Here is a 24,480-nt window from a genome sequence, read left to right as displayed (position 1 = left end):
TGTGCGGGTCCGTTGTGGCTGGGTGCGCAGTTCCCCGCGCCCCTGAGGGGGTGGGGGGCCGGGGTGTGATGTGCGGGTCCGCGAGGGCTGAGTGCGCAGTTCCCCGCGCCCCTGAAGGGGTTGGGGTCCGGAGTGTGATGTGCGGGTTCGTCGGGGCTGGGTGCGCAGTTCCCCGCGCCCCTGGCGAAGGCGACCCTGAAGGGGTGCCCTCGTTCGGGTCGTTCAGTAGTTCTGGTTTCACTGGGGTACCTCGTCCTCGTCCGGGGTCAGGAGGTCCGCCACGTCGAGGATGTGGTGGCCCTGCATGGATGGGAGGCAGCTGCCTTTTGCCGGGCCGATTGCTGCTGACCAGGTCGGGGGGATCGATGAGGCGCCCTTGGTCGCGCCGGCCAGGGCGCCCGCCACTGCTGCCGTGGTGTCGGCGTCGCGGCCCATGTTCACGGCGGTGAGGACGGCTTCCGTGAAGTCGCCGTCGGCTGCCGCGTACGCGCCGAAGGCCAGGGCGACGGCCTCGGGGGCGAGGTCGGTCCAGGGGTAGCCGCCGATGACGACGGCGGAGCGGACGGCGCGTTCGCCGCGGTGGGCGCAGGCGACGGCGCGGCGCAGGGAACGGGCCGTCCAGGAGTCGTCGGGGATCACCGCCAGGGCCGAGGCGACCACCACCATCGTCGGGGCGCCCGCCATCGCCGCGGCCACGCCCGCCGCCACCGCCTGGCCGCCGTAGATGCCCTCGCCGTCGTGGCTCACCGAACCGTCGATCGCCACCAGGCGGGCGGCCTCGGCGGGGCGGCCCGCCGCGAAGACGCCGAAGGGGGCCGCGCGCATGGCGAGACCGTCGCTCCAGGCGTGCCGGTGCTGGGCGGAGATCGGGGCGGCCAGGCCCCTCCGCAGGTTCTCCAGCGTGCCCCGCTCGCTGAAGCCCGCGCCCCGGAAGGGGCCCTCGTCCAGGTCGGCGATCCAGTGATGCCAGGCCGCCTCCACATGCCGGGGCGTGAGCGCCGAACCGTGCCGGGCCAGGAGCAGCCCGGAGAAGATCGCGTACTCCGTGTCGTCCGTGCCGGCCGGAGTGTCGGTCACGTATCCCGTGATGCGGCCCCAGCGTGCGCGGATCTCGGACGGCTTCATGTTCTCGGCGGGCGCCCCCAGCGCGTCCCCGACGGCGAGTCCCAGCAGCGCGCCGCGCGCCCGGTCGCGGAGACCGACGGCGTCCCCGGGGGCCGGTACCGAGGGAACGCAGGCAATCGAAGCCATGACGGTGCCTCTCCATCGCGGGGTCCCGGAAGGTCTGAGGGACCCTTTGCGGATCTGTCCCCACCAAGTGGTTCGGCGGAGCCTCGCACGCCTCAGCGTCACCCGGTCGACATTTGTGCGCAGGTCTCTACGGATGAGCGAAGGGCGGTGAAAGCCCAGGTAAGTACGGCCTTCCTTGCTGGCGGGAGCGAAATTTCGGGCGTAGCTTGGGTGTTGTCCAAGAATAGAAATAGTCCAAGTAACGCAGTTCGAGCAGCATTTCGGGAGACCCTGGCATGGCCATCATCGAGACCGAGGCGACGCTTCACGAGGCGCACCGCGACAACCACACCCACCGGGACGTCAGCGGCGGCTGGCTGCGCCCCGCCGTCTTCGGCGCGATGGACGGTCTGGTCTCCAACCTGGCGTTGATGACGGGTGTGGCGGGCGGCGCGGTGTCCCATCGGACGATCGTCATCACCGGGCTCGCGGGGCTGGCCGCCGGTGCCTTCTCCATGGCGGCCGGCGAGTACACCTCCGTCGCCTCGCAGCGCGAGCTCGTCGAGGCCGAACTCGACGTCGAGCGGCGGGAGTTGAGGAAGCATCCGAAGGACGAGGAGCGTGAGCTCGCCGAGCTGTACCAGGCGCGGGGCGTCGAGCCCGGTCTCGCCCGTGAGGTCGCCCGGCAGCTGTCGAAGGATCCCGAGCAGGCCCTGGAGATACACGCCCGCGAGGAGCTGGGCATCGATCCCGGTGACCTGCCCTCGCCGACCGTCGCCGCCGTGTCGAGCTTCGGCTCGTTCGCCCTGGGCGCCCTGCTCCCCGTACTCCCTTACCTGCTGGGTGCGACCGCTCTGTGGCCCGCTCTGCTGCTCGCGTTCCTCGGGCTCTTCGCGTGCGGCGCGATCGTGGCCAGGGTGACCGCGAGGTCCTGGTGGTACAGCGGACTGCGGCAGCTCGCGCTGGGCGGTGCCGCGGCCGGTGTGACGTACGCCCTGGGCACTCTGTTCGGTACGGCCGTAGGATGACCCGCGCACCGCTGAGTCGAGCAGCTATGCAAGGGACTGCATAAGTAGTCGTTACTCAGCGGTTTCGAATCCTTAACCACTGGGCATGAGCCGTAAGCGCTGCGGGCAATGACGCCTGCACAGCAATTGAAGCGTTGGGCGACGTTGCCTGCCGCGATCGGGCCGACGGTCATTGATCTGTCCGAAAAGGCCCCCTTGTTCAGCCGCCACGAGCGGCCTCCGCCGCGACCCGCGGCGTCCGCATGTTGGAACGCCGTATCCGGTTCCCGAGAACGGCTCCATCATGTAACCTGCACGAAATTTTGCACCTTTCGCAGAGGGCCAACGTCGTCCCTCGGCACTTGCATATGCCACGACGACGACGGGAGAGCCGATGCGTACGCCGCGCCAGCCGTCCCAGCACTCCGCGAATGGCCAGAACTGGTCCTTCATGGATGCTCGCCCTGCCGCGCAGGGGATGTACGACCCGCGCAACGAGCACGACGCCTGTGGCGTCGGCTTTGTGGCCACCCTCACCGGTGAGGCGAGCCACGCGCTGGTCGAGCAGGCGCTGACCGTGCTCCGCAATCTGGAGCACCGCGGCGCGACCGGCTCGGAGCCCGACTCCGGCGACGGGGCCGGGATCCTCTCCCAGGTGCCCGACGCCTTCTTCCGCGAGGTGGCCGAATTCGAGCTGCCCGAGGCGGGCTCGTACGCGGTCGGTATCGCCTTCCTTCCGGAGGGCACCGCCACCGAGGCCGTCTCACGGATTGAGACGATCGCCGCTGAAGAGGGCCTGACGGTCCTCGGCTGGCGCGACGTCCCGACCGCCCCCGAACTCCTCGGCGCCACCGCCCGCTCGACGATGCCCCTCTTCCGTCAGCTCTTCGTGGCGGACGGTTCCAGCCAGGGCATCGATCTCGACCGCAGGGCGTTCGTGCTGCGCAAGCGCGCCGAGCGCGAGGCCGACGTGTACTTCCCGTCGCTCTCCGCCCGGACCATCGTCTACAAGGGCATGCTGACCACCGGCCAGCTGGAGCCCTTCTTCCCGGACCTGTCCGACCGCCGCTTCGCCTCCGCGATCGCGCTCGTGCACTCCCGGTTCTCCACGAACACCTTCCCGAGCTGGCCGCTCGCCCACCCGTACCGCTTCGTCGCGCACAACGGCGAGATCAACACGGTCAAGGGCAACCGCAACTGGATGGCGGCTCGCGAGTCCCAGCTCGTCTCCGACCTCTTCGGCGACCAGGACAAGCTCGACCGCGTCTTCCCGATCTGTACGCCCGAGGCATCCGACTCCGCCTCCTTCGACGAGGTGCTCGAACTCCTGCACCTCGGCGGCCGGTCCCTCCCGCACTCCGTGCTGATGATGATCCCGGAGGCGTGGGAGAACCACGACTCCATGGACCCGGCCCGCCGCGCCTTCTACCAGTTCCACTCCATGATGATGGAGCCCTGGGACGGCCCGGCCTGTGTCACCTTCACCGACGGCAAGCAGGTCGGCGCCGTACTGGACCGCAACGGTCTGCGCCCCGGCCGCTACTGGGTCACCGACGACGGCCTCGTCGTCCTCGGCTCCGAGGTCGGCGTCCTCGACATCGACCCCGCGAAGGTCGTCCGCAAGGGCCGCCTGCAGCCCGGCCGCATGTTCCTCGTCGACACCGTCGAGCACCGCATCATCGAGGACGACGAGATCAAGGCCGGCCTCGCCGCCGAGAACCCGTACGCGGAGTGGCTGGAGGCCGGCGAGATCGAGCTGGAGGACCTCCCGGAGCGTGAGCACATCGTGCACACGCACGCCTCCGTCACCCGTCGCCAGCAGACCTTCGGCTACACCGAGGAAGAGCTGCGCGTCATCCTCGCGCCGATGGCCAAGTCCGGCGGCGAGCCCCTCGGCTCCATGGGCACGGACTCGCCGATCGCGGCCCTGTCCGAGCGCCCGCGGCTGCTCTTCGACTACTTCACCCAGCTGTTCGCGCAGGTCACCAACCCGCCGCTGGACGCCATCCGCGAGGAGCTCGTCACCTCGCTGCGCTCCTCCCTGGGCCCCGCGGGCAACCTGCTCGAACCGACTGCCGCGTCCTGTCGCAGCGTCACCCTGCCCTTCCCGGTGATCGACAACGACGAGCTGGCCAAGCTCATCCACATCAACGCCGACGGCGACATGCCGGGCATGAAGGCCGCGACGCTGTCCGGCCTGTACCGGGTCTCCGGCGGCGGCGACTCGCTCGCCGCGCGCATCGAGGAGATCTGCACCGAGGCCGACGCCGCCATAGAGAACGGCGCCCGGCTGATCGTCCTCTCGGACCGTCACTCCGACGCCGAGCACGCGCCGATCCCCTCGCTGCTGCTCACCGCGGCCGTCCACCACCACCTCATCCGCACCAAGCAGCGGACCCAGGTGGGCCTGCTGGTCGAGGCCGGCGACGTCCGCGAGGTCCACCACGTGGCCCTCCTCATCGGCTTCGGCGCCGCGGCCGTCAACCCGTACCTCGCGATGGAGTCCGTCGAGGACCTCGTCCGGGCGGGCACGTTCCTCCCCGGCATGGAGTCCGAGCAGGCCATCCGCAACCTGATCTACGCGCTCGGCAAGGGCGTCCTCAAGGTCATGTCCAAGATGGGCATCTCCACCGTCGCCTCCTACCGCGGCGCCCAGGTCTTCGAGGCCGTCGGTCTCGACACGGCCTTCGTCCAGAAGTACTTCATCGGCACGGCCACCAAGATCGGCGGCGTCGGCATCGACGTCATCGCCAAGGAGGTCGCCGCCCGCCACGCGAAGGCGTACCCGGCCAGCGGCATCGCGCCCGCGCACCGCGCCCTCGACATAGGCGGCGAGTACCAGTGGCGCCGCGAGGGCGAGCCGCACCTGTTCGACCCGGAGACGGTCTTCCGCCTCCAGCACTCCACGCGCACCCGCCGCTACGACATCTTCAAGAAGTACACGGACCGCGTGAACGAGCAGTCCGAGCGCCTGATGACGCTCCGCGGCCTGTTCGGCTTCAAGTCCGGCCGCGAGCCGATCTCCATCGACGAGGTCGAGCCGGCCAGCGAGATCGTCAAGCGCTTCTCCACCGGCGCCATGTCCTACGGCTCCATCTCCAAGGAAGCCCACGAGACGCTCGCCATCGCCATGAACCAGCTGGGCGGCAAGTCCAACACCGGTGAGGGCGGCGAGGACGCGGACCGTCTGTACGACCCGGCGCGCCGCTCGTCCATCAAGCAGGTCGCCTCCGGCCGCTTCGGTGTGACCTCCGAGTACTTGGTCAACGCGGACGACATCCAGATCAAGATGGCCCAGGGCGCCAAGCCCGGCGAGGGCGGCCAGCTGCCCGGCCACAAGGTCTACCCGTGGGTCGCCAAGACCCGGCACTCCACCCCGGGCGTCGGTCTGATCTCCCCGCCGCCGCACCACGACATCTACTCCATCGAAGACCTCGCCCAGCTGATCCACGACCTGAAGAACGCGAACCCGCAGGCGCGGATCCACGTGAAGCTGGTCTCCGAGGTCGGCGTCGGCACGGTCGCCGCGGGTGTCTCCAAGGCACACGCGGACGTCGTCCTCATCTCCGGCCACGACGGCGGTACGGGCGCCTCCCCGCTCACTTCTTTGAAGCACGCGGGCGGTCCCTGGGAACTCGGCCTCGCCGAGACCCAGCAGACGCTGCTGCTCAACGGCCTGCGCGACCGCATCGTCGTACAGACCGACGGCCAGCTGAAGACCGGCCGTGACGTCGTCATCGCCGCGATGCTCGGCGCCGAGGAGTTCGGTTTCGCGACCGCGCCGCTCGTCGTCTCCGGCTGCGTCATGATGCGCGTCTGCCACCTGGACACCTGCCCGGTCGGCATCGCCACGCAGAACCCGGTGCTGCGCGACCGGTACGCCGGCAAGGCCGAGTACGTCGTGAACTTCTTCGAGTTCATCGCCGAGGAGGTCCGCGAGATCCTCGCCGAGCTGGGCTTCCGCACGATCGAGGAGGCCGTCGGCCACGCCGAGCACCTCGACGTCGAGCGGGCGGTCACCCACTGGAAGGCGCAGGGCCTGGACCTGTCCCCGCTCTTCTACGTGCCGGAGCTGCCCGAGGGCACCCCGCTCCACCAGGTCATCGAGCAGGACCACGGCCTGGAGAAGGCGCTCGACAACGAGCTGATCAAGCTCGCCGCGGACGCGCTGGCCGCGGACTCCGCGACCGGTGCCCAGCCGGTGCGCGCGCAGGTCGCGATCCGCAACATCAACCGCACGGTCGGCACCATGCTCGGCCACGAGGTGACGAAGAAGTTCGGCGGCGCGGGCCTGCCCGACGACACCATCGACATCACCTTCACGGGTTCCGCGGGCCAGTCCTTCGGCGCCTTCCTGCCGCGCGGTGTGACGCTGCGCCTGGAGGGCGACGCCAACGACTACGTCGGCAAGGGCCTCTCCGGCGGCCGGGTGATCGTCCGTCCCGACCGGGGCGCCGACCACCTCGCCGAGTTCTCGACGATCGCGGGCAACACCATCGCGTACGGCGCGACCGGCGGCGAGCTGTTCCTCCGGGGCCGTACCGGCGAGCGCTTCTGCGTCCGCAACTCCGGCGCGACGGTGGTCTCCGAGGGCGTGGGCGACCACGGCTGCGAGTACATGACCGGCGGCCACGCGGTCGTCCTCGGCGAGACGGGCCGCAACTTCGCGGCCGGTATGTCGGGCGGCATCGCGTACGTCATCGACCTGAACCGCGACAACGTCAACGTCGGCAACATCGGCGCGGTCGAGGAACTCGACGACACCGACAAGCAGTGGCTGCACGACGTCGTGCGCCGCCACGCCGAGGAGACCGGCTCCACGGTCGCCGAGAAGCTCCTCGCCGAGTGGGCCGTGTCGGTGGAGCGCTTCAGCAGGATCATCCCCAGCACGTACAAGGCAGTGCTCGCCGCCAAGGACGCCGCCGAGCGAGCCGGTCTCACCGAGACCGAGATCACCGAGAAGATGATGGAGGCGGCGACCAATGGCTGATCCCAAGGGCTTTCTCAACCACGGCCGCGAGGTCGCCAGGACCCGTCCGGTGGACGTGCGTCTCAAGGACTGGAACGAGGTCTACGTTCCGGGCTCGCTGCTCCCCATCATCCCCACGCAGGCCTCGCGCTGCATGGACTGCGGCATCCCGTTCTGCCACAACGGCTGTCCGCTCGGGAACCTCATCCCCGAGTGGAACGACTACGCGTACCGCGAGGACTGGTCCGCCGCCTCGGAGCGCCTGCACGCCACGAACAACTTCCCGGAGTTCACGGGCCGGCTCTGCCCCGCCCCGTGCGAGTCGGCGTGCGTCCTCGGCATCAACCAGCCTGCCGTGACCATCAAGAACGTCGAGGTCTCGATCATCGACAAGGCGTGGGACAGCGGCGACGTCGCGCCCCAGGCCCCCGAGCGGCTCTCCGGCAAGACGGTCGCGGTCATCGGCTCAGGACCGGCCGGTCTGGCCGCCGCGCAGCAGCTCACCCGGGCGGGCCACACCGTGGCGGTCTACGAGCGCGCCGACCGCGTCGGCGGCCTCCTGCGCTACGGCATCCCCGAGTTCAAGATGGAGAAGCGGCACATCAACCGCCGCATCGAGCAGATGCGCGCGGAGGGCACCCGCTTCCGTACGGGCATCGAGATCGGCCGCGACCTCAAGGCGACGGACCTGCGCAAGCGGTACGACGCCGTGGTCATCGCGGCCGGCGCGACCGTCTCCCGCGACCTGCCCGCCCCCGGGCGCGAGCTGAACGGCATCCACTTCGCGATGGAGTACCTGCCGCTCGCCAACAAGGTGCAGGAGGGCGACTTCGTGGCGCCCCCGATCACCGCCGAGGGCAAGCACGTCGTCGTCATCGGCGGCGGCGACACGGGCGCGGACTGCGTGGGCACCGCCCACCGCCAGGGCGCGGCCTCGGTCACGCAGCTGGAGATCATGCCCCAGCCGGGCGAGGACCGTGCTCCGCACCAGCCCTGGCCGACGTTCCCGATGCTCTACAAGGTCACCTCCGCGCACGAGGAGGGCGGCGAGCGGGTCTACTCCGTCTCCACCACCCACTTCGAGGGCGACGAGGACGGCAACGTGCAGTGGCTGCACCTCGTCGAGGTCGAGTTCATCGACGGCAAGCTGACGCAGAAGTCGGGCACCGAGCGCAAGATCCCCGCCCAGCTCGTCACCCTCGCCATGGGCTTCACGGGCACCGACCAGGAGAACGGCCTGGTCTCGCAGTTCGGTCTCGGCCTCGACGAGCGCGGCAACATCGCCCGCGACGCGGACTTCGCGACCAACGTCCCCGGTGTGTACGTCGCCGGTGACGCCGGCCGCGGTCAGTCCCTCATCGTCTGGGCCATCGCGGAGGGCCGCTCGGCCGCCCGCGGGGTCGACCGCTTCCTGACCGGGGAGAGCGAACTGCCGGCCCCGATCCGCCCCACGGACCGCTCCCTCATGGTCTGACGCTCCACCTCAACAGACGTCCCGTACAAAGGCGTACGGAACTGAACGCGGCGCCTGCCTTTTGTCCCCGACCGGACGATGGTGGGCGCCGTGGTGCGTCTGGGGTCCTTTTCGGGTGCGGGTCGGCTGTGGCTGGCCGCGCAGTTCCCCGCGCCCCTGAGGTATTTCAGCCCCTCCGGCGTTTGAGGAGCGGGGGTTCGGGGGCGGAGCCCCTGAGTGAGGGAGTGGCGTCAGTCGACCTTGTACGTCACTCCGTACACCTTCCACTCCAGCGGCGTGCGGAGGCCCAGGTTCCCGTCGTACAGGAACCTCCGCTGGGCCGTGTCCACGCGGGTCGTGTCGCGTTTCTCGGACTTCATCGTCTCGCGGCGGGTGTCCAGGAAGATGTCGAGGTAGCTCTGCTCGTCGCCGCCCTCCGCCGGGGTGTCGGCCTCGGCCATGGCGCGCTCGCGGATGCCGTGGAAGCCGGGGTCGCCGGGGCCGTGCATGACCATGGCGTCGTAGTAGATGAACTGGCCGAGGGCGCCCAGGCCGTCACGCTTGGCGAGGCGGACCGCCGGGTCGAAGTAGACGCGGTCGCGCTGGGAGTCCTGGACGCGCTTGAAGGCGTCCTTCTGCGCCTCCTCCTTCCAGGCGGCGGTGAAACCGGGGTCCAGGCCCTCGTGGGAGTCCGAGCCGTCGACGGAGCGGAGGGCCGGCAGGTACGGCTCCAGGGCGTTGTCCGGATGGGACTCGGTGTACAGCTCGACCAGCTTGAGCAGGTCGTGCGTGCCGGTGGTGAAGCCGATGATCCCGGCGGTGTAGCCACGGCCGTCGCCTATGTCCTCGATGTAGTCGTACTGGGCGCGCCAGTCGAGGCTGGAGTTCTCGGCGCTCGACACGATCCGCTGGGCCAGCTCCTTCTTCTCTGGGGAGTCCAGGTCGGCCGCCGACTTGGACTCCCCAGAGGAGGCCGACGGTGAGGAGCTCCGGGTGTCGGAGGGGCCGTCGTCACCCTTCTCGCCGGGCACGGCGAAGTACACCGTCACCGCGACGAGAGGGACGGCGACGAACATCAGACGGCCAGCGCGTTTCATGGGCAAAGAGTACGATCGGCCCGGAGTGCCGTGCCGCATCGGGTGGAGAAACCAGTGAGTATCGGGGGAGGACCTGTGAGCGCGGATGAACTGGCGCTGCTGCGGGCGGAGTTGGGCGCCCCACCGCCGGAGAGCTTCGGATCACTGGACGACACACAGGCCCGGACCCTCACACTGGCACTGCGCCGGGCCCGGGAGCGCCGGGCATCCGGGCTGAACGAGGCCGTCGAGGACGCCCTGACCCTCGTACCGGCCCTGACCAGGGAACCCCTCCGCCGGATGCTCTTCCGTTAGCCAGGAGACCCCTCCCGCATGGACACACTGCGCAGCAGGGCCGAGATCCTCAAGCTCGCCCGCCTGCTGGATGTCGAACCACGGCAGCTGGCGTTCCTCGAGGAGCTGCCCGTCGAGGACGTGCGCGCCTTCCGCGAGAGATCCGTCGCCGCGCTGTTCGACGAGGCCCCCGGTCTCCTCGACCGCATCGCCGCGAAGACGAAGCTGCTGCCCGCGGGGATCGCCGCGGGCATCTCGCAGAAGGCACTCGGGCCGCAGCTCGCCGCCGCCCTCGCCGGACGCCTCGAACCGGGCCGCGCCGCCGACATCATCGAGCGGCTCCCGCCCGAGTTCACGGCCCGCTGCTGCCACCACGTCGACCCGCGCCGGATCGCCGGGATCATGGGCAGACTGGACGACGACATCGTCGTACGGATCGCCCTCGTCCTGGCCGACCGCCGCGACCACCTCACGATGGGCCGGTTCGTCGGGCATCTGCGGGACTCCGCGCTGCTGCGGATCCTGCCGCGGCTCGACGACGCGACGCTGCTGCTCACCGGCTTCGTCATCGACCATCCCGAACGGCTCGGCCACATCGTCGAGCTGCTGGGCGAGGAGCGGGTGTCGTCGGTCATCGCGTCCGCCGCCGACGGCGGGCTGTGGCCGGAGGCCATGGCCGTCGCGAGCATGTCCTCCGGCGAACAGCGGGCCCGCATCGCCTCCCTCACCGCCGCCCAGCCCGAGGCCCGGCTCGACTCCCTCGTCCGCACCACCGCCGAGCAGAACCTGTGGGAGTCGCTCCTGCCGATCGTGGCCGCGCTCGACGAGGACGAGCTGCGGGCCGTCGCCGCGCTGCCCGCGCTGCGGGACCGCGTGGTGCTCGACGGGCTCGTCCGCGGGGTCGTGGCGACCGGGCTGTGGGCGGAGTTCCTCCCGATGGTCGCGGCACTGCCGCCGACCGCCCGGCGGATCGTCGCGAAGGCCGCGGGGGCGCTCTCCGATCCCGACCTCGACGCGCTGGCCGTCGGCGTGGAGAAGGAGGACCTGTGGGAACTGGTTTTCCCGCTGGTCGAGTTGATGGGTGACGGGGCCCGGCGGCGGCTCTTCGAGCTGCCGGCGTTCCGGGAGCGGGCGGCCGGTTAGGCTCACCCGGTCGGATCATGGCCGGAAGGAGCCCGCATGGCCGGGATCAGCCTCACCAAGATGGAGGAGACCGCGCCCGCGCTGGTCAGCCTCTACAAGAGCGCGGGGGTCTCCCTCACCAAGCACGGGCTGGGTGGGCAGCGGGCCGCCGTCTATCTCGTCGTCGACTACTCGGGGTCGATGAAGCCGTACTACGCCGACGGCAGCGTGCAGGCGCTCGCCGACCGTGTGCTCGGTCTGAGCGCGCACTTCGACGACGACGGGACCGTGCCGGTCGTCTTCTTCTCCACAGACGTCGACGCGGTGACCGACATCGCGATCGACAGTCACGCGGGGCGTGTGGAGCGGATCGTCGCCGGGCTCGGACACATGGGCAAGACCAGCTACCACCTCGCGATGGACGCCGTCATCGACCACTACCTCGACAGCGGCGCCAAGGACCCCGCCCTCGTCGTCTTCCAGACCGACGGCGGCCCGATCAACAAGCTCGCCGCGGAAAGGTACCTGTGCAAGGCCGCGAAGCTGCCGTTGTTCTGGCAGTTCATCGGCTTCGGGGACCCGTCCAGCAAACAGTTCGACTTCCTGCGCCGACTCGACGACCTGGCCGTTCCGGGCAAGCGGGTCGTCGACAACGCCGGGTTCTTCCACGCCGGTTCGGACCCCCGCCGGGGTGTCTCCGACGGTGAGCTGTACGACCGGCTGCTGGGCGAGTTCCCGGGGTGGCTGTCGGCGGCGCGGGCGGCGGGGATCGTCGAGTGACAGCGACGCCGTGCGGCCCGGCGGGGAACTGAGCGAACAACCCCCACCGGGTCGCAGCCGAATCGTGGTCCTGACCAACCCCTTTGGCTTCGCAGAACCCCGTGACACTCTGAACTGAGCCTATGGGGAGGGCCACGAATGGACGCGCGGAGCAACGGGAGAGCGGCACAGACGGGCAAGGGCGAGAAGGTGGCGGACTGGGCCGACGGACGGCTCGGGATCTACTCGCTGGCCAAGACCCAGATGCGCAAGGTGTTCCCGGACCACTGGTCCTTCATGCTGGGCGAGGTCTGCCTCTACAGCTTCCTCATCCTGATCCTCACCGGCGTCTACCTCACCCTCTTCTTCGAGCCCAGCGCCGCCGAGGTCGTCTACAACGGCTCGTACGAACCCCTCAACGGCATCATCATGACCAGGGCGTACGAGTCCACCCTCGACATCAGCTTCGACGTGCGCGGCGGACTGCTGATCCGGCAGATCCACCACTGGGCGGCGATCGTGTTCGTCGCCGGAATGCTCGTGCACATGATGCGCGTGTTCTTCACGGGTGCCTTCCGCAAGCCGCGCGAGCTGAACTGGCTGTTCGGCTGGACCCTGCTGTTCCTCGGCATCATCACCGGCCTGACCGGCTACTCGCTCCCCGACGACCTGCTCTCCGGCACCGGCCTCCGCTTCGCGCAGGGCGCGATCCTGTCCGTGCCGATCGTGGGCACGTATCTCGCGTTCTTCCTCTTCGGAGGGGAGTTCCCGGGGCACGACATCATCTCCAGGCTGTACCCGATCCACGTCCTCCTGCTGCCCGGGATCATGCTCGGCCTGGTCGTCGCCCACCTGATCCTGGTCTTCTACCACAAGCACACCCAGTACCCCGGGCCCGGCCACAACCAGAAGTCCGTGGTGGGCATGCCGTTCATGCCGGTCTACATGGCCAAGGCCGGCGGCTTCTTCTTCCTCGTCTTCGGCGTGCTGTCGATGATGGGCGCCCTCGCGACGATCAACCCCGTGTGGGCCTTCGGGCCCTACCGTTCCGACCTGGTCACCACCGGCGCCCAACCGGACTGGTATCTCGGCTTCTCCGAAGGGCTGATCCGGGTGATGCCGGGATGGGAGATCAACGCCTGGGGCCACACCCTGCAGTTGGGCGTCTTCATCCCCTTCTCCCTCTTCCCGCTGATCATGGTGGCGATCGCCGTCTATCCGTTCATCGAGGCGTGGATCACCGGGGACAAACGCGAGCACCACATCCTGGACCGGCCCCGCAACGTCCCCACGCGCACCGGGCTCGGCGTGGCCTGGCTGAGTCTGTACGGCGTACTGCTGATCGGCGGCGGCAACGACATCGTGGCCACGCATCTGCATCTGTCGATCAACTCGATCACCTGGTTCGTACGGATCGCCTTCTTCGTGGTCCCGGTGATCGCCTTCGTCATCACCCGACGCGTCTGCATGGGACTCCAGCGCAGCGACCGCGAGAAGGTGCTGCACGGCAGGGAGTCCGGCGTCATCAGGCGGCTGCCGCACGGCGAGTTCGTCGAGGTGCACGAACCCCTCACCCCGGCCCAGCGGTTCACCCTCACCCAGCACGAGCAGGACCCGCCCTACGACGTGGGCCCGCTCGTCGACGCGAACGGCGTCGAGCGCAAGGTCAAGCCCTCCCAGCGGCTGCGGGCGCGGCTCGCCCGGGCCATGTACGGGCAGAACGCGCAGATCCCCAAGCCGACCGTCGAGGAGTACCGCGAACTCACGAGCAGCGACGACCACCACCACTGAGCGCGCGGCTACCGGGGTACAGCTGCTTCGGGGCTCAGCTATTGAGGACCATCCCGCGGCACTCCCCAGGCGTGCCCCAAGCCGTGCGCAGCGCGCGGGCCTTGGTCAGCCACAGCGACAGGTCGTACTCCGCGGTGTAGCCGATCGCGCCGTGCAGTTGCAGCGCGGTACGGGCGGTCGTGTACGCCGCCTCGCAGGCCGTGACCTTGGCTGCGGCCACGTCGGCCGGGTCCATGGTCAGGGCCGCGCCGAAGAGGAGCGGGCGCGCGAACTCCAACGCGACCTTGGCGTCGGCCAGTCGGTGCTTGACCGCCTGGAACGAGCCTATGGGGACACCGAACTGGCTGCGCTGCTTGACGTACGCCACGGTTCTGTCGAGCAGGGTCAGTCCCACGCCGAGCGCCTGCGCGGCGGTCGCGAGCCGGGCCCAGGTCAGGGAGTGGGCGGCGGCTGCGGTGACCTGGGGGCCGGTGGCGAGGAGTTCGCCGCCCGGCGCGGGGCGGGTGAGGCGCCGGGCCGGGTCGATGGACGTACGTACCGGGCCGTGCCCGGGGGCCAGTCGGAGTCCGCCGCCGTCGAGAGCGAGCAGGGTCGTCGCCGCGTCCCCGTCCAGTGCGTACGAGTCCTCCAGCGGGTACGAGCCGTTCGTGGCGGCCACCGTCGCGATCGTCTCCCCGGATGCCAGCCCCGGCAGGAACCTCTTCGCCAGGCCCGGTTCCGTCAGCAGCGCGGGCGCCGCCACCGTCTCCACGAGTGGGCCCGGTACCGCGTGCCGTCCCAACTCCACGAAGGCGACGGCCAGTTCGACGGGGAGCGGGCCGACCCCCTCGTACGCCTCGGGGACCGCCAGCGCGAACACTCCCGCGTCGGCGATACGGGACCACAGGGCCCGCCCGGCCGTATGGTCACCGGCGCCCCACGACCGTACGGCCGACGGGGTGTCCGCCGCCGTCAGCAGGGCGTCCAGCGAGTGGGCGAAGGCGCGTTGTTCGTCGTCCAGGAGGAAACGCATCAGCGGCGTCCCTTCGGCAGGCCCAGGAGGCGTTCGGCGATGATGTCGCGCTGGATCTCGTTCGTGCCCGCGTAGATGGGACCGGCGAGGGAGAAGACGTACCCCTCGGCCCAGCCGCCGCCCTCGTCGTCGGTGGTGTCAGCCAACTCCCCCTCCCCGCCCAGGAGATCGAGTGCCGTCTCGTGCAGTGCGATGTCGTACTCCGACCAGAAGACCTTGTTCAGGCTGGACTCCGGGCCGATGGGCTCGCCGTCGAGGAAACGGGAGGCGCCCGCGTACGTGAAGAGCTGGTAGGCGCGGGCGCCGATCACCGCGTCGGCCACCCGGTCGCGGGTGAACGGGTCCCGGCCGTGCGCCCGCCAGAGCGCGGCGAGGCGGTCGGCCGAGGCCAGGAAGCGGCCGGGGGAGCGGAGGGTCAGGCCGCGCTCGTTGCCCGCCGTCGACATGGCGACCCGCCAGCCCTGGCCGGGCTCGCCGATCACGTCCTCGTCCGGCACGAACACGTCGTCCAGGAAGAGTTCGGCGAAGGCCGGCTTCCCGTCCAGGCGGCCGATGGGCCGGACGGTCACGCCCGGCGCGCGCAGGTCGAACATCAGGTAGGTGAGGCCCTGATGGGGCTTCGGAGTGTCCGGCTCACTGCGGAACAGGCCGAAGGCGCGGTCGGCGAACGCGGCCCGCGACGACCACGTCTTCTGCCCGCTCAGCAGCCAACCGCCCTCTGTACGCACCGCCCTGGACCTGAGGGAGGCGAGGTCGGACCCGGCCTCGGGCTCGGACCAGGCCTGCGCCCAGACGACCTCGCCGGAGGCCATCGGCGGCAGGATCCGGGCCCGCTGCTCCTCCGTGCCGTGGTCGAAGAGGGTCGGCGCGAGGAGGTTGATGCCGTTCTGGCCGACCCGGCCCGGTGCGCCCGCCGCGTAGTACTCCTCCTCGAAGACCAGCCACCGCAGGAGCCCCGCGTCCCGTCCGCCGTACGCGGCCGGCCAGGACACCACCGACCAGCGGTCCGCGGCGAGTTCGGCCTCCCAGGCGCGGTGGGCCGCGAAGCCCTCCTCGGTCTCCAGGGAGGGCAGCGGCGGCGACGGGACGTGCGCGTGCAGCCAGGCGCGCGCCTCGGCGCGGAAGGCGTCCTGGTCGGCCGTGAAGTCGAGGTCCATCAGCGGCGATCCTTCCCTAACAAGTGTTTGGTAGGTTAGCGTGGCGTCATGACAGGCGTCGAGAGTCCGGAGTACGTGCCCGGGCACGGGCTGCTGAAAGGGCGTACGGCCGTCGTCACCGCCGCCGCGGGCGCGGGCATCGGCGGGGCCACCGCACGCCGCTTCCTGGAGGAGGGCGCACGCGTACTGATCAGCGACGCGCACGCGCGACGACTCAAGGAGTACGAGGCCGAGCTGGCCGGGGAGTTCGAGGGCGTCTCGGCGCTCGCGTGCGACGTCACCGACGAGGCCCAGGTGCAGGCGCTCTTCGACACGGCCGTGCGGCAGCACGGGCGGCTCGACATCGTCGTCAACAACGCCGGTCTCGGCGGGACTTCGGCCCTCGTCGACATGAGCGACGAACAGTGGTCGAAGGTGCTCGACGTGACGCTGAACGGCACCTTCCGCTGCACGCGAGCGGCCCTGCGGGCCTTCCGGGAGGGCGGACACGGCGGGGGACCCGAGGGCGGGCACGGCGGGGGACCCGAGGGCAGACACGGTGGCGGACGCGGTGGCGTGATCGTCAACAACGCCTCGGTCGTCGGCTGGCGTGCCCAGGCGGGGCAGGCGCACTATGCGGCGGCGAAGGCAGGGGTGATGGCGCTGACCCGGTGTGCGGCCCTTGAGGCCGCCGGATTCGGCGTGCGGGTCAACGCCGTCTCGCCCAGCCTCGCCATGCACCCGCACCTGGTGAAGGTGACTTCGCCCGAACTGCTGGAGGAGCTGACGGAACGCGAGGCTTTCGGGAGGTACGCCGAGCCGTGGGAAGTGGCCAACGTGATCGTTTTCCTGGCGTCCGACTACTCCTCGTACATGACCGGAGAAGCGGTCTCCGTCAGCAGCCAGCATGCCTAGGACCACAATGGCTCCGTGCCTCCTACGAACGTGCCTCCCAAGAAGAAGCCCCAGGTGACCGCCGCGCCCGCCCGCCGTCGTGAACTCCTCGACACCGCCGCCGAGGTCTTCGCCGAGCAGGGCTACAACGCCACCACCGTCCGCAAGATCGCGGACCACGCGGGCATGCTCGCGGGCAGCCTCTACTACCACTTCGACTCCAAGGAATCGATGCTGGAGGAGATCCTGCGGACCTTCATGGACGAGCTGTGGGACGGGTACGACACCGTCCTGGACGCCGAGCTCGGCCCGCGCGAGACGCTGGAGGCCCTGGTCACCGAGTCCTTCCGGGAGATCGACCGGCACCGCGCGGCCGTCGCGATCTACCAGCGGGAGTCCAAGCACCTCGTCGCGCAGGAGCGGTTCGCGTTCCTCGCCGAGTCGCAGCGCAAGTTCGAGAAGACGTGGCTGTCCACGCTGGAGCGGGGCGTGGCCGGCGAGGTCTTCCGGGACGACCTCGACATCCGGCTCACCTACCGGTTCGTGCGCGACACGGTGTGGGTCGCCGCGTCCTGGTACCGGCCCGGCGGACAGCACAGCCCGGAGGAGATCGCCCGGCAGTACCTGTCGATGGTCCTCGACGGAATCGCCGTACGGACATAGCCCGCTCAACGTGCTGAACCCATTGGACCCACTGAGGAGCCCGAGGAGTCGTCATGGCCGAGGCCTACATAGTCGAAGCGGTCCGTACGCCCGTGGGGCGGCGGAAGGGTGGCCTCGGCGGGGTCCATCCCGCGGATCTGGGCGCGCATGTGCTGAAGGCCCTGGTCGAGCGGTCCGGAGTCGACCCGGCCGCCGTCGAGGACGTCGTCTTCGGGTGTCTGGACACGGTGGGGCCGCAGGCCGGGGACATCGCGCGGACGGCCTGGCTGGCGGCCGGGCTGCCCGAGGAGGTGCCCGGGGTGACGATCGACCGGCAGTGCGGGTCCTCGCAGCAGGCCGTGCACTTCGCCGCGCAGGGTGTCCTGTCCGGCACCCAGGACCTGGTGGTCGCGGGCGGCGTACAGAACATGACGCAGATCCCGATCGCCTTCGCCTCCCGTCTGGCCGCGGAGCCACTGGGGCTCACGGAGGGACCGTTCGCGGGAAGCGAGGGGTGGCGGGCGCGCTACGGGGACCGGCCCGTCAACCAGTTCTACGGCGCCGAGCTGATCGCCGAGAAGTGGGGGATCAGCCGGCGGGACCAGGAGGAGTTCGCCCTGCGGTCGCATCAGCGGGCGGTCCGGGCGATCGACGAGGGGCGGTTCGAGCGGGAGATCGTGCCGTTCGGAGACGTCGCCGTGGACGAGGGGCCGCGGCGGGACACCTCGCTGGAGAAGATGGCCGGGCTGAAGCCGGTGGTGGAGGGCGGCACCATCACCGCCGCGTGCTCGTCCCAGGTGTCCGACGGCGCGGCCGCGATGCTGCTCGCCTCCGAACGAGCCGTGCGCGAGCACGGGCTCACGCCCCGGGCGCGGGTCCACCATCTGTCGGTGCGGGGAGAGGATCCGATACGGATGCTGTCGGCACCGATTCCGGCCACCGCGTACGCCTTGAAGAAGGCCGGGATGTCCATCGGCGACATCGACCTCGTCGAGATCAACGAGGCGTTCGCACCTGTGGTGCTCGCCTGGCTGAAGGAGACCGGGGCGGATCCCGACAAGGTCAATGTCAATGGGGGCGCCATTGCCTTGGGGCATCCCTTGGGGGCGACCGGCGTGAAGCTGATGACCACGCTTCTGCACGAACTGGAGCGGACGGGCGGACGCTTCGGGCTGCAGACGATGTGCGAGGGCGGGGGTCAGGCGAACGTGACGATTGTTGAGCGGCTTTAGGTTGCTCGGTTGCGTGCGGGCCCGTCATGGCTTGTCGCGCCCACACGGCGAAGCCGCAGAATGTCACAGCCCCGCGCCCCTGGAAGAAGGGCGCTCATGGTGAGCCGGGGTCCGGGAGCGCGCGGAGTGTTTCCCGGGCCTCTGCCATCACCCGTTCCACCAGCTCCGCGCACGACGGCAGGTCCTCGATCAGGCCTGCCACCTGGCCCGAGGCCATCACCCCCAGGTCCGTGCGGCCCTCGACCATCGAGGCGCGCAGCAGCATCGGGGTGTTGGCGGCGAGGAGGACCTGGCTCCAGGTCAGGTTCTTGCCGTGTTTCATCGCCAGGCCGTCGCGGATCAGCTGGGGCCAGGTGAGGCCCGAGAGTCTGCGGAAGCCGGCGGCCCGGCGTATCGCCCGGGTCAGCGTTCTCGTACGGCCCGCCTCCTCAAGGGAGTTGACCAGGTCCGTGCGGAGCATGCGGTGGGGGAGGCCGTCCACGGCTGTCGTCACCGTCACGTCCTTCACCGTGGCCGCGAGGTATCGGGCCTTCACCGCGTCCGGGACCGTGGAGTCGGAGGTCAGGAGGAAGCGGGTGCCCATGGCGATGCCCGCCGCGCCGTACGCCAGTGCCGCGACCAGGCCCCGACCGTCGAAGAAGCCGCCCGCCGCGATCACCGGTATGTCGACGGCGTCCACGACCTGGGGGAGGAGGACCGTGGTCGCCACCTCGCCGGTGTGGCCGCCGCCCTCGCCGCCCTGCACGATCACCGCGTCCGCACCCCACGCCGCGACCTTCTCGGCGTGACGGCGGGCCCCGATCGACGGGATGACGACGACGCCCGCGTCCTTGAGCTCGGCGATCAGCTCACGGGAGGGCGCGAGCGCGAACGAGGCGACCTTCACCTCCTCCTCGACGATCAGCCGGACGCGGTCACGGGCGTCCCCCGCGTCCGCGCGCAGGTTCACACCGAACGGCGCGTCCGTACGGGACCTGACCTCCCGGACCGCCTCCCGCAGCTGGTCGAGGGTCATCGTCGCGGAGGCCAGGATGCCCAGCGCCCCCGCGTTCGCCGAGGCGGAGACCAGTCGCGGGCCCGCCACCCAGCCCATCCCGGTCTGCACGATCGGGTGCCGGACGCCGACCAGTTTCGTGAGCGCGGTCTCCATCAGCCCGGGACCTCACGGTCGCGCAGTCCCTGCGGGTCGATGACCTCGCGGATCAACTCCAGCTCCGCCGCGGTCGGTTCACGGGTGTACGGGACCTCGTCGGGAACCGTCGGCCCGAACCCGGTCGCCGCCAGGACCTCCTCGACCGTCACCCCCGGATGCAGCGAGGCGAGCCGCATCGAGTGGTCCGGGGTCGCGAAGTCGAACACTCCCAGGTTCGACACCACCCGGGGGATGCGGTGGTAGCGGGTCGCCGTGGGGCCGGCCTCCGCCGCGCTGTCGTACCCCACCCCGCTGATCATGTCGACCTTCTCCACGAAGACCCGCGTCGAGTGCTTGGGCACCCAGTAACTCACCGGGTTGTTCAGGGTGTTGACGGGCGCGCCCCGCACCCCGAGCAGCTGCCGGGCGGGCCGCTCCCAGTCGCCGATGCAGGAGATGTTCTGGTTGCCGAACCGGTCGATCTGGCTCGCGCCCATCATCACGTGCCGACGCCCGCCGGTGACCATCGTGAGATGCCTGCGGTACGGCAGCCACCCTTCGGGGGTGCCGTCCGGGCCGACCAGCATCGCCTCGCCGTCGGTGAGCAGGAGCTCCGGGGCGAAGGTCCGCCGGGCGAGCCTGGCACCGACCGAGGGGACGGCACCCATCGGGCTCGCGAGCACCTCGCCGTTGTCCCGCCACGCCTCGGCGCAGGCGATCACGCAGTACTCGGCGCGGGTGGGCGGGAGGAGCGGAGGCGTGCGGGTGTCCGGGAGCGGGGCGCCGGTGGAAGGGGCAGGAGAGGGCCGGGTCGCGTCCGTCATCGCCGCTCCTCGTGCCAGGCCTGTGCGGCCGACTGGTAGGCCTTTTCGTCCCCGTACAGGAACCGCTCGGTGAACTCCGGCCACGGCGTCGTCGCGTACAGCTTCTGGAAGGGCTCGTCGCGGTCGTGGTCGGGGACGCAGGAGGTGGGGTGTGCGCCACCGGGTGTCTCGACGACTCCCGTGACCGAGTGCCGGTTGACGAGGAGGGTCTGCGGCACCGCGTCGTCGAAGCGGTCCACGAGCCGCTCGCAGGAGACGTACGCATCGTCCGCGGCCTCGCAGAAGAGGTCGTCGAAGTACGGATCCGGGCCCAGATACTGGCCGTTGCCCGAGCGGTCCGCGCGGTTGACGTGGACGAGGGCCGCGTCCATGCGCAGGGCCGGCATGGCGACGAAGGTCTCCCGGATCCCGGTCGACGGGTCCTCGTACGGCGAAGTGACCGTCCGCAGGCCGGGGTTGACCCGCATGACGTCCGAGCCGATGCCCGCCCGGACCGGCATGAAGGGCAGCCGGTTCGCGGCGGCGTGCAGCCCCCACATGAACATCGCCTCGTCGACCTCCGTCAACTCGAAGGCCCCGCTCTGCCGGGCGGCGCGGTAGTGCGGCTCCAGGGGGATCGAGTCGAGCGTCACGAAGGCCGCGACGAGCTTGCGGATCCGCCCCGCGGCAGCGAGCATCCCGACGTCCGGGCCGCCGTACGACACGATCGTGAGGTCGGTGACCTGGGAGCGGAGCAGTGCTCTCACCAGGGCCATCGGCTTGCGGCGCGAGCCCCAGCCGCCGATGCCGAGGGTCATCCCGCTGCGGAGCCGGGAGACGACCTCGTCGGCCGTCATCGTCTTGTCGCTCATTCCGTACCCCCTCCTTCCCGGTCCTTCCCGAACGTGTCCCTGACCCGGTCGCCGACCCCCGCGAGGTTCGCCTCGAACGTGAAGCCCTGCTCGAAGCGGTAGCTGCGGCGTACGTCCACGGGATCGATGCCGTTGATCGCGGCCTTGGCGAGCCGGATCAGCTGCCCGTCCTTGCTTGCGATGGAACGGGCCAGCTCCAGGACGGCGGCACGCAGTTCACCGCGCGGCACGACCCGCCACACCGACCCGTGCCGGTGCAGCTCGGCCGCGGTCGCCGTGCGCGAGGTGTAGTACAGCGCGCGCATCAGATGCTGCGGCACCAGCCGGGCCAGATGCGTGGCCGCGCCCAGGGCGCCCCGGTCCAGCTCGGGCAGGCCGAACGTCGCTTCCTCGCTCGCCACGATCGCGTCCGCGTTGCCCACCAGGCCTATTCCGCCGCCCAGACAGAAGCCGTGCACCTCCGCCACCACCGGGACCTCGCACTCGTACACCGCGGCGAAGGCGTCGGCGCAGCCGCGGTTGGCGCCGAGCAGCGCGCTGCCGCCCTGCGCCTGTATCTCCTTGATGTCCACGCCCGCGTTGAACCCCCGCCCCTCGGCGGCCAGCACCACACAGCGGACCTCGGCGTCGCGGCCCGCCGCGCGCAGGGCGTCGGCCAGCTCGAACCAGCCGCGCACCGGCAGCGCGTTCACGGGCGGGAAGTCGACCGTGACGACGGAAATCCCCTTTTCCGGGGACGAGGTGGAGACACCCATCAGCTCATCAGCTACCTTTCGACCAAACATTTGTTAGGTGCGCCAGTTGTGAAGGTAACAGCGAACACCGACGAGTGGGAGGCCCTGTGGACAAACGGCTCGTGGTGGTCACGGGCGGCACCCGGGGCGTGGGCGCCGGCATCGCCCGCGCGTTCGTCGAGGCGGGTGACGAGGTCGTGGTCTGTGCCCGCAGACCGCCCGAAGTGCCGGTCGACGGCGTCGAGTTCGTCCCCCTCGACCTGCGGGACCCACCGGCCGTGCGCGCCTTCTTCGACGCCCTGCCCCGCGTCGACGTCCTGGTCAACAACGCGGGCGGCGCCCCCTACCGGCTGCTCGCGGAGACCGACGCCGAGCGGCACGCGCGCGTGATCGAACTCAACCTCACCGCCCCGCTGACGGCGTCCCTGGCGGCGTACGAGCAGCTCAAGAGCGCGCGTGGCTCCGTCGTGATGATCGGCAGCGTCAGCGGGACCCGGCCCTCGCCCGGCACGGCGGCCTACGGGGCGGCCAAGGCGGGCCTGGAGAACCTCGCGCGCTCGATGGCCGTGGAGTGGGCGCCGGACGTACGCGTGAACACCCTCGTCGTGGGGATGGTCCGCACCGAGCTGTCCCGCCTCCACTACGGGGACGAGGACGGCATCGCGGCCGTCTCCCGAACCGTCCCCATGGGGCGGCTCGCCGAGCCCCTGGACGTCGGCAGGGCCGCAGTCTTCCTCGCGTCGGACGCCGCCGCGTACATCACCGGGGCCGGCCTCCTCGTGCACGGCGGGGGCGAGCGGCCCGCCTTCCTGGACGCGGCGACCGCCAACAAGGAGAAGTGAGAACCGCCTTCAAGGACAAGTGGGAGGAGAAACGGGATGACTGCAGGCACCGGAATCTGCGAGGGGCGGGTCGTGATCGTCACGGGCGCGGGACGCGGGCTCGGGCGGGCGCACGCGCTCGCCTTCGCGGCGGAGGGCGCGCGCGTCGTCGTCAACGACCTGGGCGTCGGGCTCGACGGTTCGCCCGGCCCCGACAGCCCGGCCCGGCAGGTCGTCGAGGAGATCACGGCGGCGGGCGGCGAGGCGGTGGCGCACGGCGGGGACATCGCCACGACCGAGGGCGCCGCATCCCTCGTACGCACGGCCGTGGACGCCTTCGGGCGGCTCGACACGCTCGTCAACAACGCCGGGTTCCTGCGCGACCGGATGCTCGTGAACCTCGACGAGGACGACTGGGACGCCGTCATGCGCGTCCACCTGAAGGGCCACTTCCTGCCGCTGAAGCATGCCGCCGCGCACTGGCGGGCGGAGGCGAAGGCGGGGCGCGTGCCACAGGCGCGGATCGTCAACACCAGTTCCGGAGCTGGGCTGTTGGGGTCCGTCGGGCAGGGCAACTACAGCGCCGCCAAGGCCGGGATCGTGGGGCTCACACTGGTGGCCGCCGCCGAGATGGGGCGCTACGGAGTCCAGGTCAACGCCATCGCGCCCGCCGCGCGGACCCGGATGACCGAGGGCACCTTCGCCGAGACGATGGCGGCACCCGACAACGGCTTCGACGCGATGGCGCCCGGGAACGTGTCGCCGCTCGTCGTCTGGCTCGGCTCCGCCGCGAGCGCCGGCGTCACCGGCCGCGTCTTCGAGACCGAGGGCGGACGCATCACCGTCATGGAGGGCTGGCGGCCCGGCCCGAGCACCGACAAGGGGGCACGGTGGACCGCCGCCGAGGCCGGGGACACCGCGCTCAAACTGCTCGCGGAGGCGCAGGCACCCCAGCCGGTCTACGGCGCGCAGTAGTGCGATCGGCGTACGACACCTAGGAGGACGACGCGCGGGGAACCCTTTGACCCCGCACCCCGTGCTCGCGAGGATGCCCAGCAGGGCGGGCCGGGCGGAGGTGGCTCAGGTGGAGTTCGTAGGGCGAACGGACAGCCTCGCGCTCCTCGCGGCGGCCCGCGAGCGCGCCCGCGCGGGACACCCGCAACGCGTACTCGTCGAGGGTCCGGCCGGCATCGGCAAGACCGCCCTCGTACGTCGCTTCCTGCGCGACGACACACATGTGCTGTACGGGGCGGGGGAGGAGGCCGAGTCGGAGCTGGCCTTCGGAGTACTGGAGCAACTGCTGGGCCGAGATGGCACCGGCGCCGGTGCCGGCAGTGATCCCGGGGACGGGATTGGGGCCGGTGGCAGGCGTTGGGCGGACGCGCACGCGGCCGGGGCGGCACTGCTGGAGGCCCTGGACGAGGCGCAGGGAGCGGGCGGCGCCCCGGACTCCGACGACCGGGCCACGCGCGGCCCCGACACCCCGCGCACCTCCGCCCCC

At 70.7% G+C, this 24,480-nt stretch carries 21 protein-coding genes; 13 read left to right on the top strand and 8 right to left on the bottom strand.

What is annotated here, in order from left to right:
• Nucleotides 1-237: 237 nt before the first annotated feature.
• On the bottom strand, nucleotides 238-1,251 hold the full coding sequence (locus AOK17_RS37085; RefSeq protein WP_055617001.1) for an ADP-ribosylglycohydrolase family protein: 1,014 nt from the start codon (nucleotides 1,249-1,251) through the stop codon (nucleotides 238-240).
• A 275-nt stretch (nucleotides 1,252-1,526) separates the two neighbouring features.
• On the opposite strand from AOK17_RS37085, the gene AOK17_RS37080 reads away from it, so the two are divergent.
• The 3 genes from AOK17_RS37080 to AOK17_RS37070 all read left to right on the top strand — a co-directional run bounded on the left by AOK17_RS37080 (nucleotide 1,527) and on the right by AOK17_RS37070 (nucleotide 8,680).
• Nucleotides 1,527-2,258 carry a VIT1/CCC1 transporter family protein gene (locus tag AOK17_RS37080; RefSeq protein ID WP_055617000.1) on the top strand — a complete coding sequence of 244 codons (732 nt, stop codon included), beginning with the start codon at nucleotides 1,527-1,529 and terminating at the stop codon, nucleotides 2,256-2,258.
• A gap of 373 nt (nucleotides 2,259-2,631) precedes the next feature.
• The gene (gltB, locus tag AOK17_RS37075) at nucleotides 2,632-7,227 is read left to right on the top strand and encodes a glutamate synthase large subunit (RefSeq protein ID WP_055616999.1); all 4,596 of its coding nucleotides are present in this window, start codon (nucleotides 2,632-2,634) and stop codon (nucleotides 7,225-7,227) included.
• Nucleotides 7,220-8,680, top strand: a complete 1,461-nt coding sequence (locus AOK17_RS37070) for a glutamate synthase subunit beta (RefSeq protein ID WP_055616998.1) — start codon at nucleotides 7,220-7,222, stop codon at nucleotides 8,678-8,680. Before gltB ends, AOK17_RS37070 begins: the two co-directional genes overlap by 8 nt.
• 230 nt (nucleotides 8,681-8,910) lie before the next feature.
• Here the strand turns inward: AOK17_RS37070 and AOK17_RS37065 are convergent, their stop codons facing one another.
• Nucleotides 8,911-9,756 carry a chitosanase gene (locus tag AOK17_RS37065; RefSeq protein ID WP_055616997.1) on the bottom strand — a complete coding sequence of 282 codons (846 nt, stop codon included), beginning with the start codon at nucleotides 9,754-9,756 and terminating at the stop codon, nucleotides 8,911-8,913.
• 75 nt (nucleotides 9,757-9,831) lie between these two features.
• Between AOK17_RS37065 and AOK17_RS37060 the strand changes: the two genes are divergently transcribed.
• The 4 genes from AOK17_RS37060 (at nucleotide 9,832) to qcrB (ending at nucleotide 13,701) form a co-directional block, all read left to right on the top strand.
• Nucleotides 9,832-10,050, top strand: coding sequence for a hypothetical protein (locus AOK17_RS37060; RefSeq protein ID WP_055616996.1), 219 nt, complete (start codon nucleotides 9,832-9,834; stop codon nucleotides 10,048-10,050).
• Between the two features lie 18 nt (nucleotides 10,051-10,068).
• Nucleotides 10,069-11,172, top strand: a complete 1,104-nt coding sequence (locus AOK17_RS37055; protein ID WP_055616995.1) for a magnesium and cobalt transport protein CorA — start codon at nucleotides 10,069-10,071, stop codon at nucleotides 11,170-11,172.
• A gap of 36 nt (nucleotides 11,173-11,208) precedes the next feature.
• Nucleotides 11,209-11,931 carry a vWA domain-containing protein gene (locus AOK17_RS37050; protein WP_055616994.1) on the top strand — a complete coding sequence of 241 codons (723 nt, stop codon included), beginning with the start codon at nucleotides 11,209-11,211 and terminating at the stop codon, nucleotides 11,929-11,931.
• Nucleotides 11,932-12,069: 138 nt separating this feature from the next.
• Nucleotides 12,070-13,701 (top strand): cytochrome bc1 complex cytochrome b subunit, encoded by a 1,632-nt coding sequence (qcrB, locus tag AOK17_RS37045; RefSeq protein ID WP_055616993.1) that lies wholly within the window; start codon nucleotides 12,070-12,072, stop codon nucleotides 13,699-13,701.
• Nucleotides 13,702-13,735: 34 nt separating this feature from the next.
• On the opposite strand, the gene AOK17_RS37040 is transcribed toward qcrB, so the two are convergent.
• Both AOK17_RS37040 and AOK17_RS37035 read right to left on the bottom strand, forming a co-directional pair.
• Nucleotides 13,736-14,713 (bottom strand): acyl-CoA dehydrogenase family protein, encoded by a 978-nt coding sequence (locus AOK17_RS37040; protein WP_055616992.1) that lies wholly within the window; start codon nucleotides 14,711-14,713, stop codon nucleotides 13,736-13,738.
• Nucleotides 14,713-15,870: an acyl-CoA dehydrogenase family protein gene (locus AOK17_RS37035; RefSeq protein ID WP_055616991.1), complete on the bottom strand. Its 1,158-nt coding sequence runs from the start codon at nucleotides 15,868-15,870 to the stop codon at nucleotides 14,713-14,715. Before AOK17_RS37035 ends, AOK17_RS37040 begins: the two co-directional genes overlap by 1 nt.
• Nucleotides 15,871-15,918: 48 nt before the next feature.
• Here AOK17_RS37035 and AOK17_RS37030 point away from each other — a divergent pair, with 48 nt between their 5' ends.
• The 3 genes from AOK17_RS37030 to AOK17_RS37020 are packed head-to-tail and all read left to right on the top strand — an operon-like array spanning nucleotide 15,919 to nucleotide 18,617.
• On the top strand, nucleotides 15,919-16,764 hold the full coding sequence (locus tag AOK17_RS37030; protein WP_055616990.1) for an SDR family oxidoreductase: 846 nt from the start codon (nucleotides 15,919-15,921) through the stop codon (nucleotides 16,762-16,764).
• 30 nt (nucleotides 16,765-16,794) lie between these two features.
• Nucleotides 16,795-17,406 (top strand): TetR/AcrR family transcriptional regulator, encoded by a 612-nt coding sequence (locus AOK17_RS37025; protein WP_055616989.1) that lies wholly within the window; start codon nucleotides 16,795-16,797, stop codon nucleotides 17,404-17,406.
• A gap of 53 nt (nucleotides 17,407-17,459) precedes the next feature.
• Complete coding sequence (locus AOK17_RS37020) at nucleotides 17,460-18,617, top strand: acetyl-CoA C-acetyltransferase (protein WP_055616988.1); 1,158 nt, start codon at nucleotides 17,460-17,462, stop codon at nucleotides 18,615-18,617.
• A gap of 94 nt (nucleotides 18,618-18,711) precedes the next feature.
• Here the strand turns inward: AOK17_RS37020 and AOK17_RS37015 are convergent, their stop codons facing one another.
• From AOK17_RS37015 to AOK17_RS37000, 4 genes are read right to left on the bottom strand one after another with little or no spacing between them, the layout of a single operon-like run.
• Nucleotides 18,712-19,767, bottom strand: coding sequence for an NAD(P)H-dependent flavin oxidoreductase (locus AOK17_RS37015; protein ID WP_055616987.1), 1,056 nt, complete (start codon nucleotides 19,765-19,767; stop codon nucleotides 18,712-18,714).
• Nucleotides 19,767-20,573, bottom strand: a complete 807-nt coding sequence (locus tag AOK17_RS37010; protein ID WP_079053487.1) for a CoA-transferase subunit beta — start codon at nucleotides 20,571-20,573, stop codon at nucleotides 19,767-19,769. The genes AOK17_RS37015 and AOK17_RS37010 overlap by 1 nt, the downstream gene beginning before the upstream one ends.
• Entirely contained in the window at nucleotides 20,570-21,424 is an 855-nt protein-coding gene (locus tag AOK17_RS37005) for a CoA transferase subunit A (protein WP_055616986.1), read from the bottom strand. Before AOK17_RS37005 ends, AOK17_RS37010 begins: the two co-directional genes overlap by 4 nt.
• Nucleotides 21,421-22,179 carry an enoyl-CoA hydratase family protein gene (locus tag AOK17_RS37000; RefSeq protein ID WP_055616985.1) on the bottom strand — a complete coding sequence of 253 codons (759 nt, stop codon included), beginning with the start codon at nucleotides 22,177-22,179 and terminating at the stop codon, nucleotides 21,421-21,423. The genes AOK17_RS37005 and AOK17_RS37000 overlap by 4 nt, the downstream gene beginning before the upstream one ends.
• Before the next feature lie 86 nt (nucleotides 22,180-22,265).
• Between AOK17_RS37000 and AOK17_RS36995 the strand changes: the two genes are divergently transcribed.
• From AOK17_RS36995 to AOK17_RS36985, 3 genes are all read left to right on the top strand, one after another.
• Nucleotides 22,266-23,000 (top strand): SDR family oxidoreductase, encoded by a 735-nt coding sequence (locus tag AOK17_RS36995; RefSeq protein ID WP_055616984.1) that lies wholly within the window; start codon nucleotides 22,266-22,268, stop codon nucleotides 22,998-23,000.
• A 36-nt stretch (nucleotides 23,001-23,036) separates the two neighbouring features.
• Nucleotides 23,037-23,954, top strand: a complete 918-nt coding sequence (locus tag AOK17_RS36990; protein WP_055616983.1) for an SDR family oxidoreductase — start codon at nucleotides 23,037-23,039, stop codon at nucleotides 23,952-23,954.
• Between the two features lie 109 nt (nucleotides 23,955-24,063).
• The coding region (locus AOK17_RS36985) for an ATP-binding protein (RefSeq protein ID WP_245697613.1) at nucleotides 24,064-24,480 on the top strand (417 nt) is incomplete at its 3' end.

It is taken from the genome of Streptomyces phaeochromogenes, from assembly GCF_001418655.1.
Lineage (GTDB): Bacteria > Actinomycetota > Actinomycetes > Streptomycetales > Streptomycetaceae > Streptomyces > Streptomyces phaeochromogenes.
This window is presented reverse-complemented; position numbering and strand designations above follow the sequence as displayed.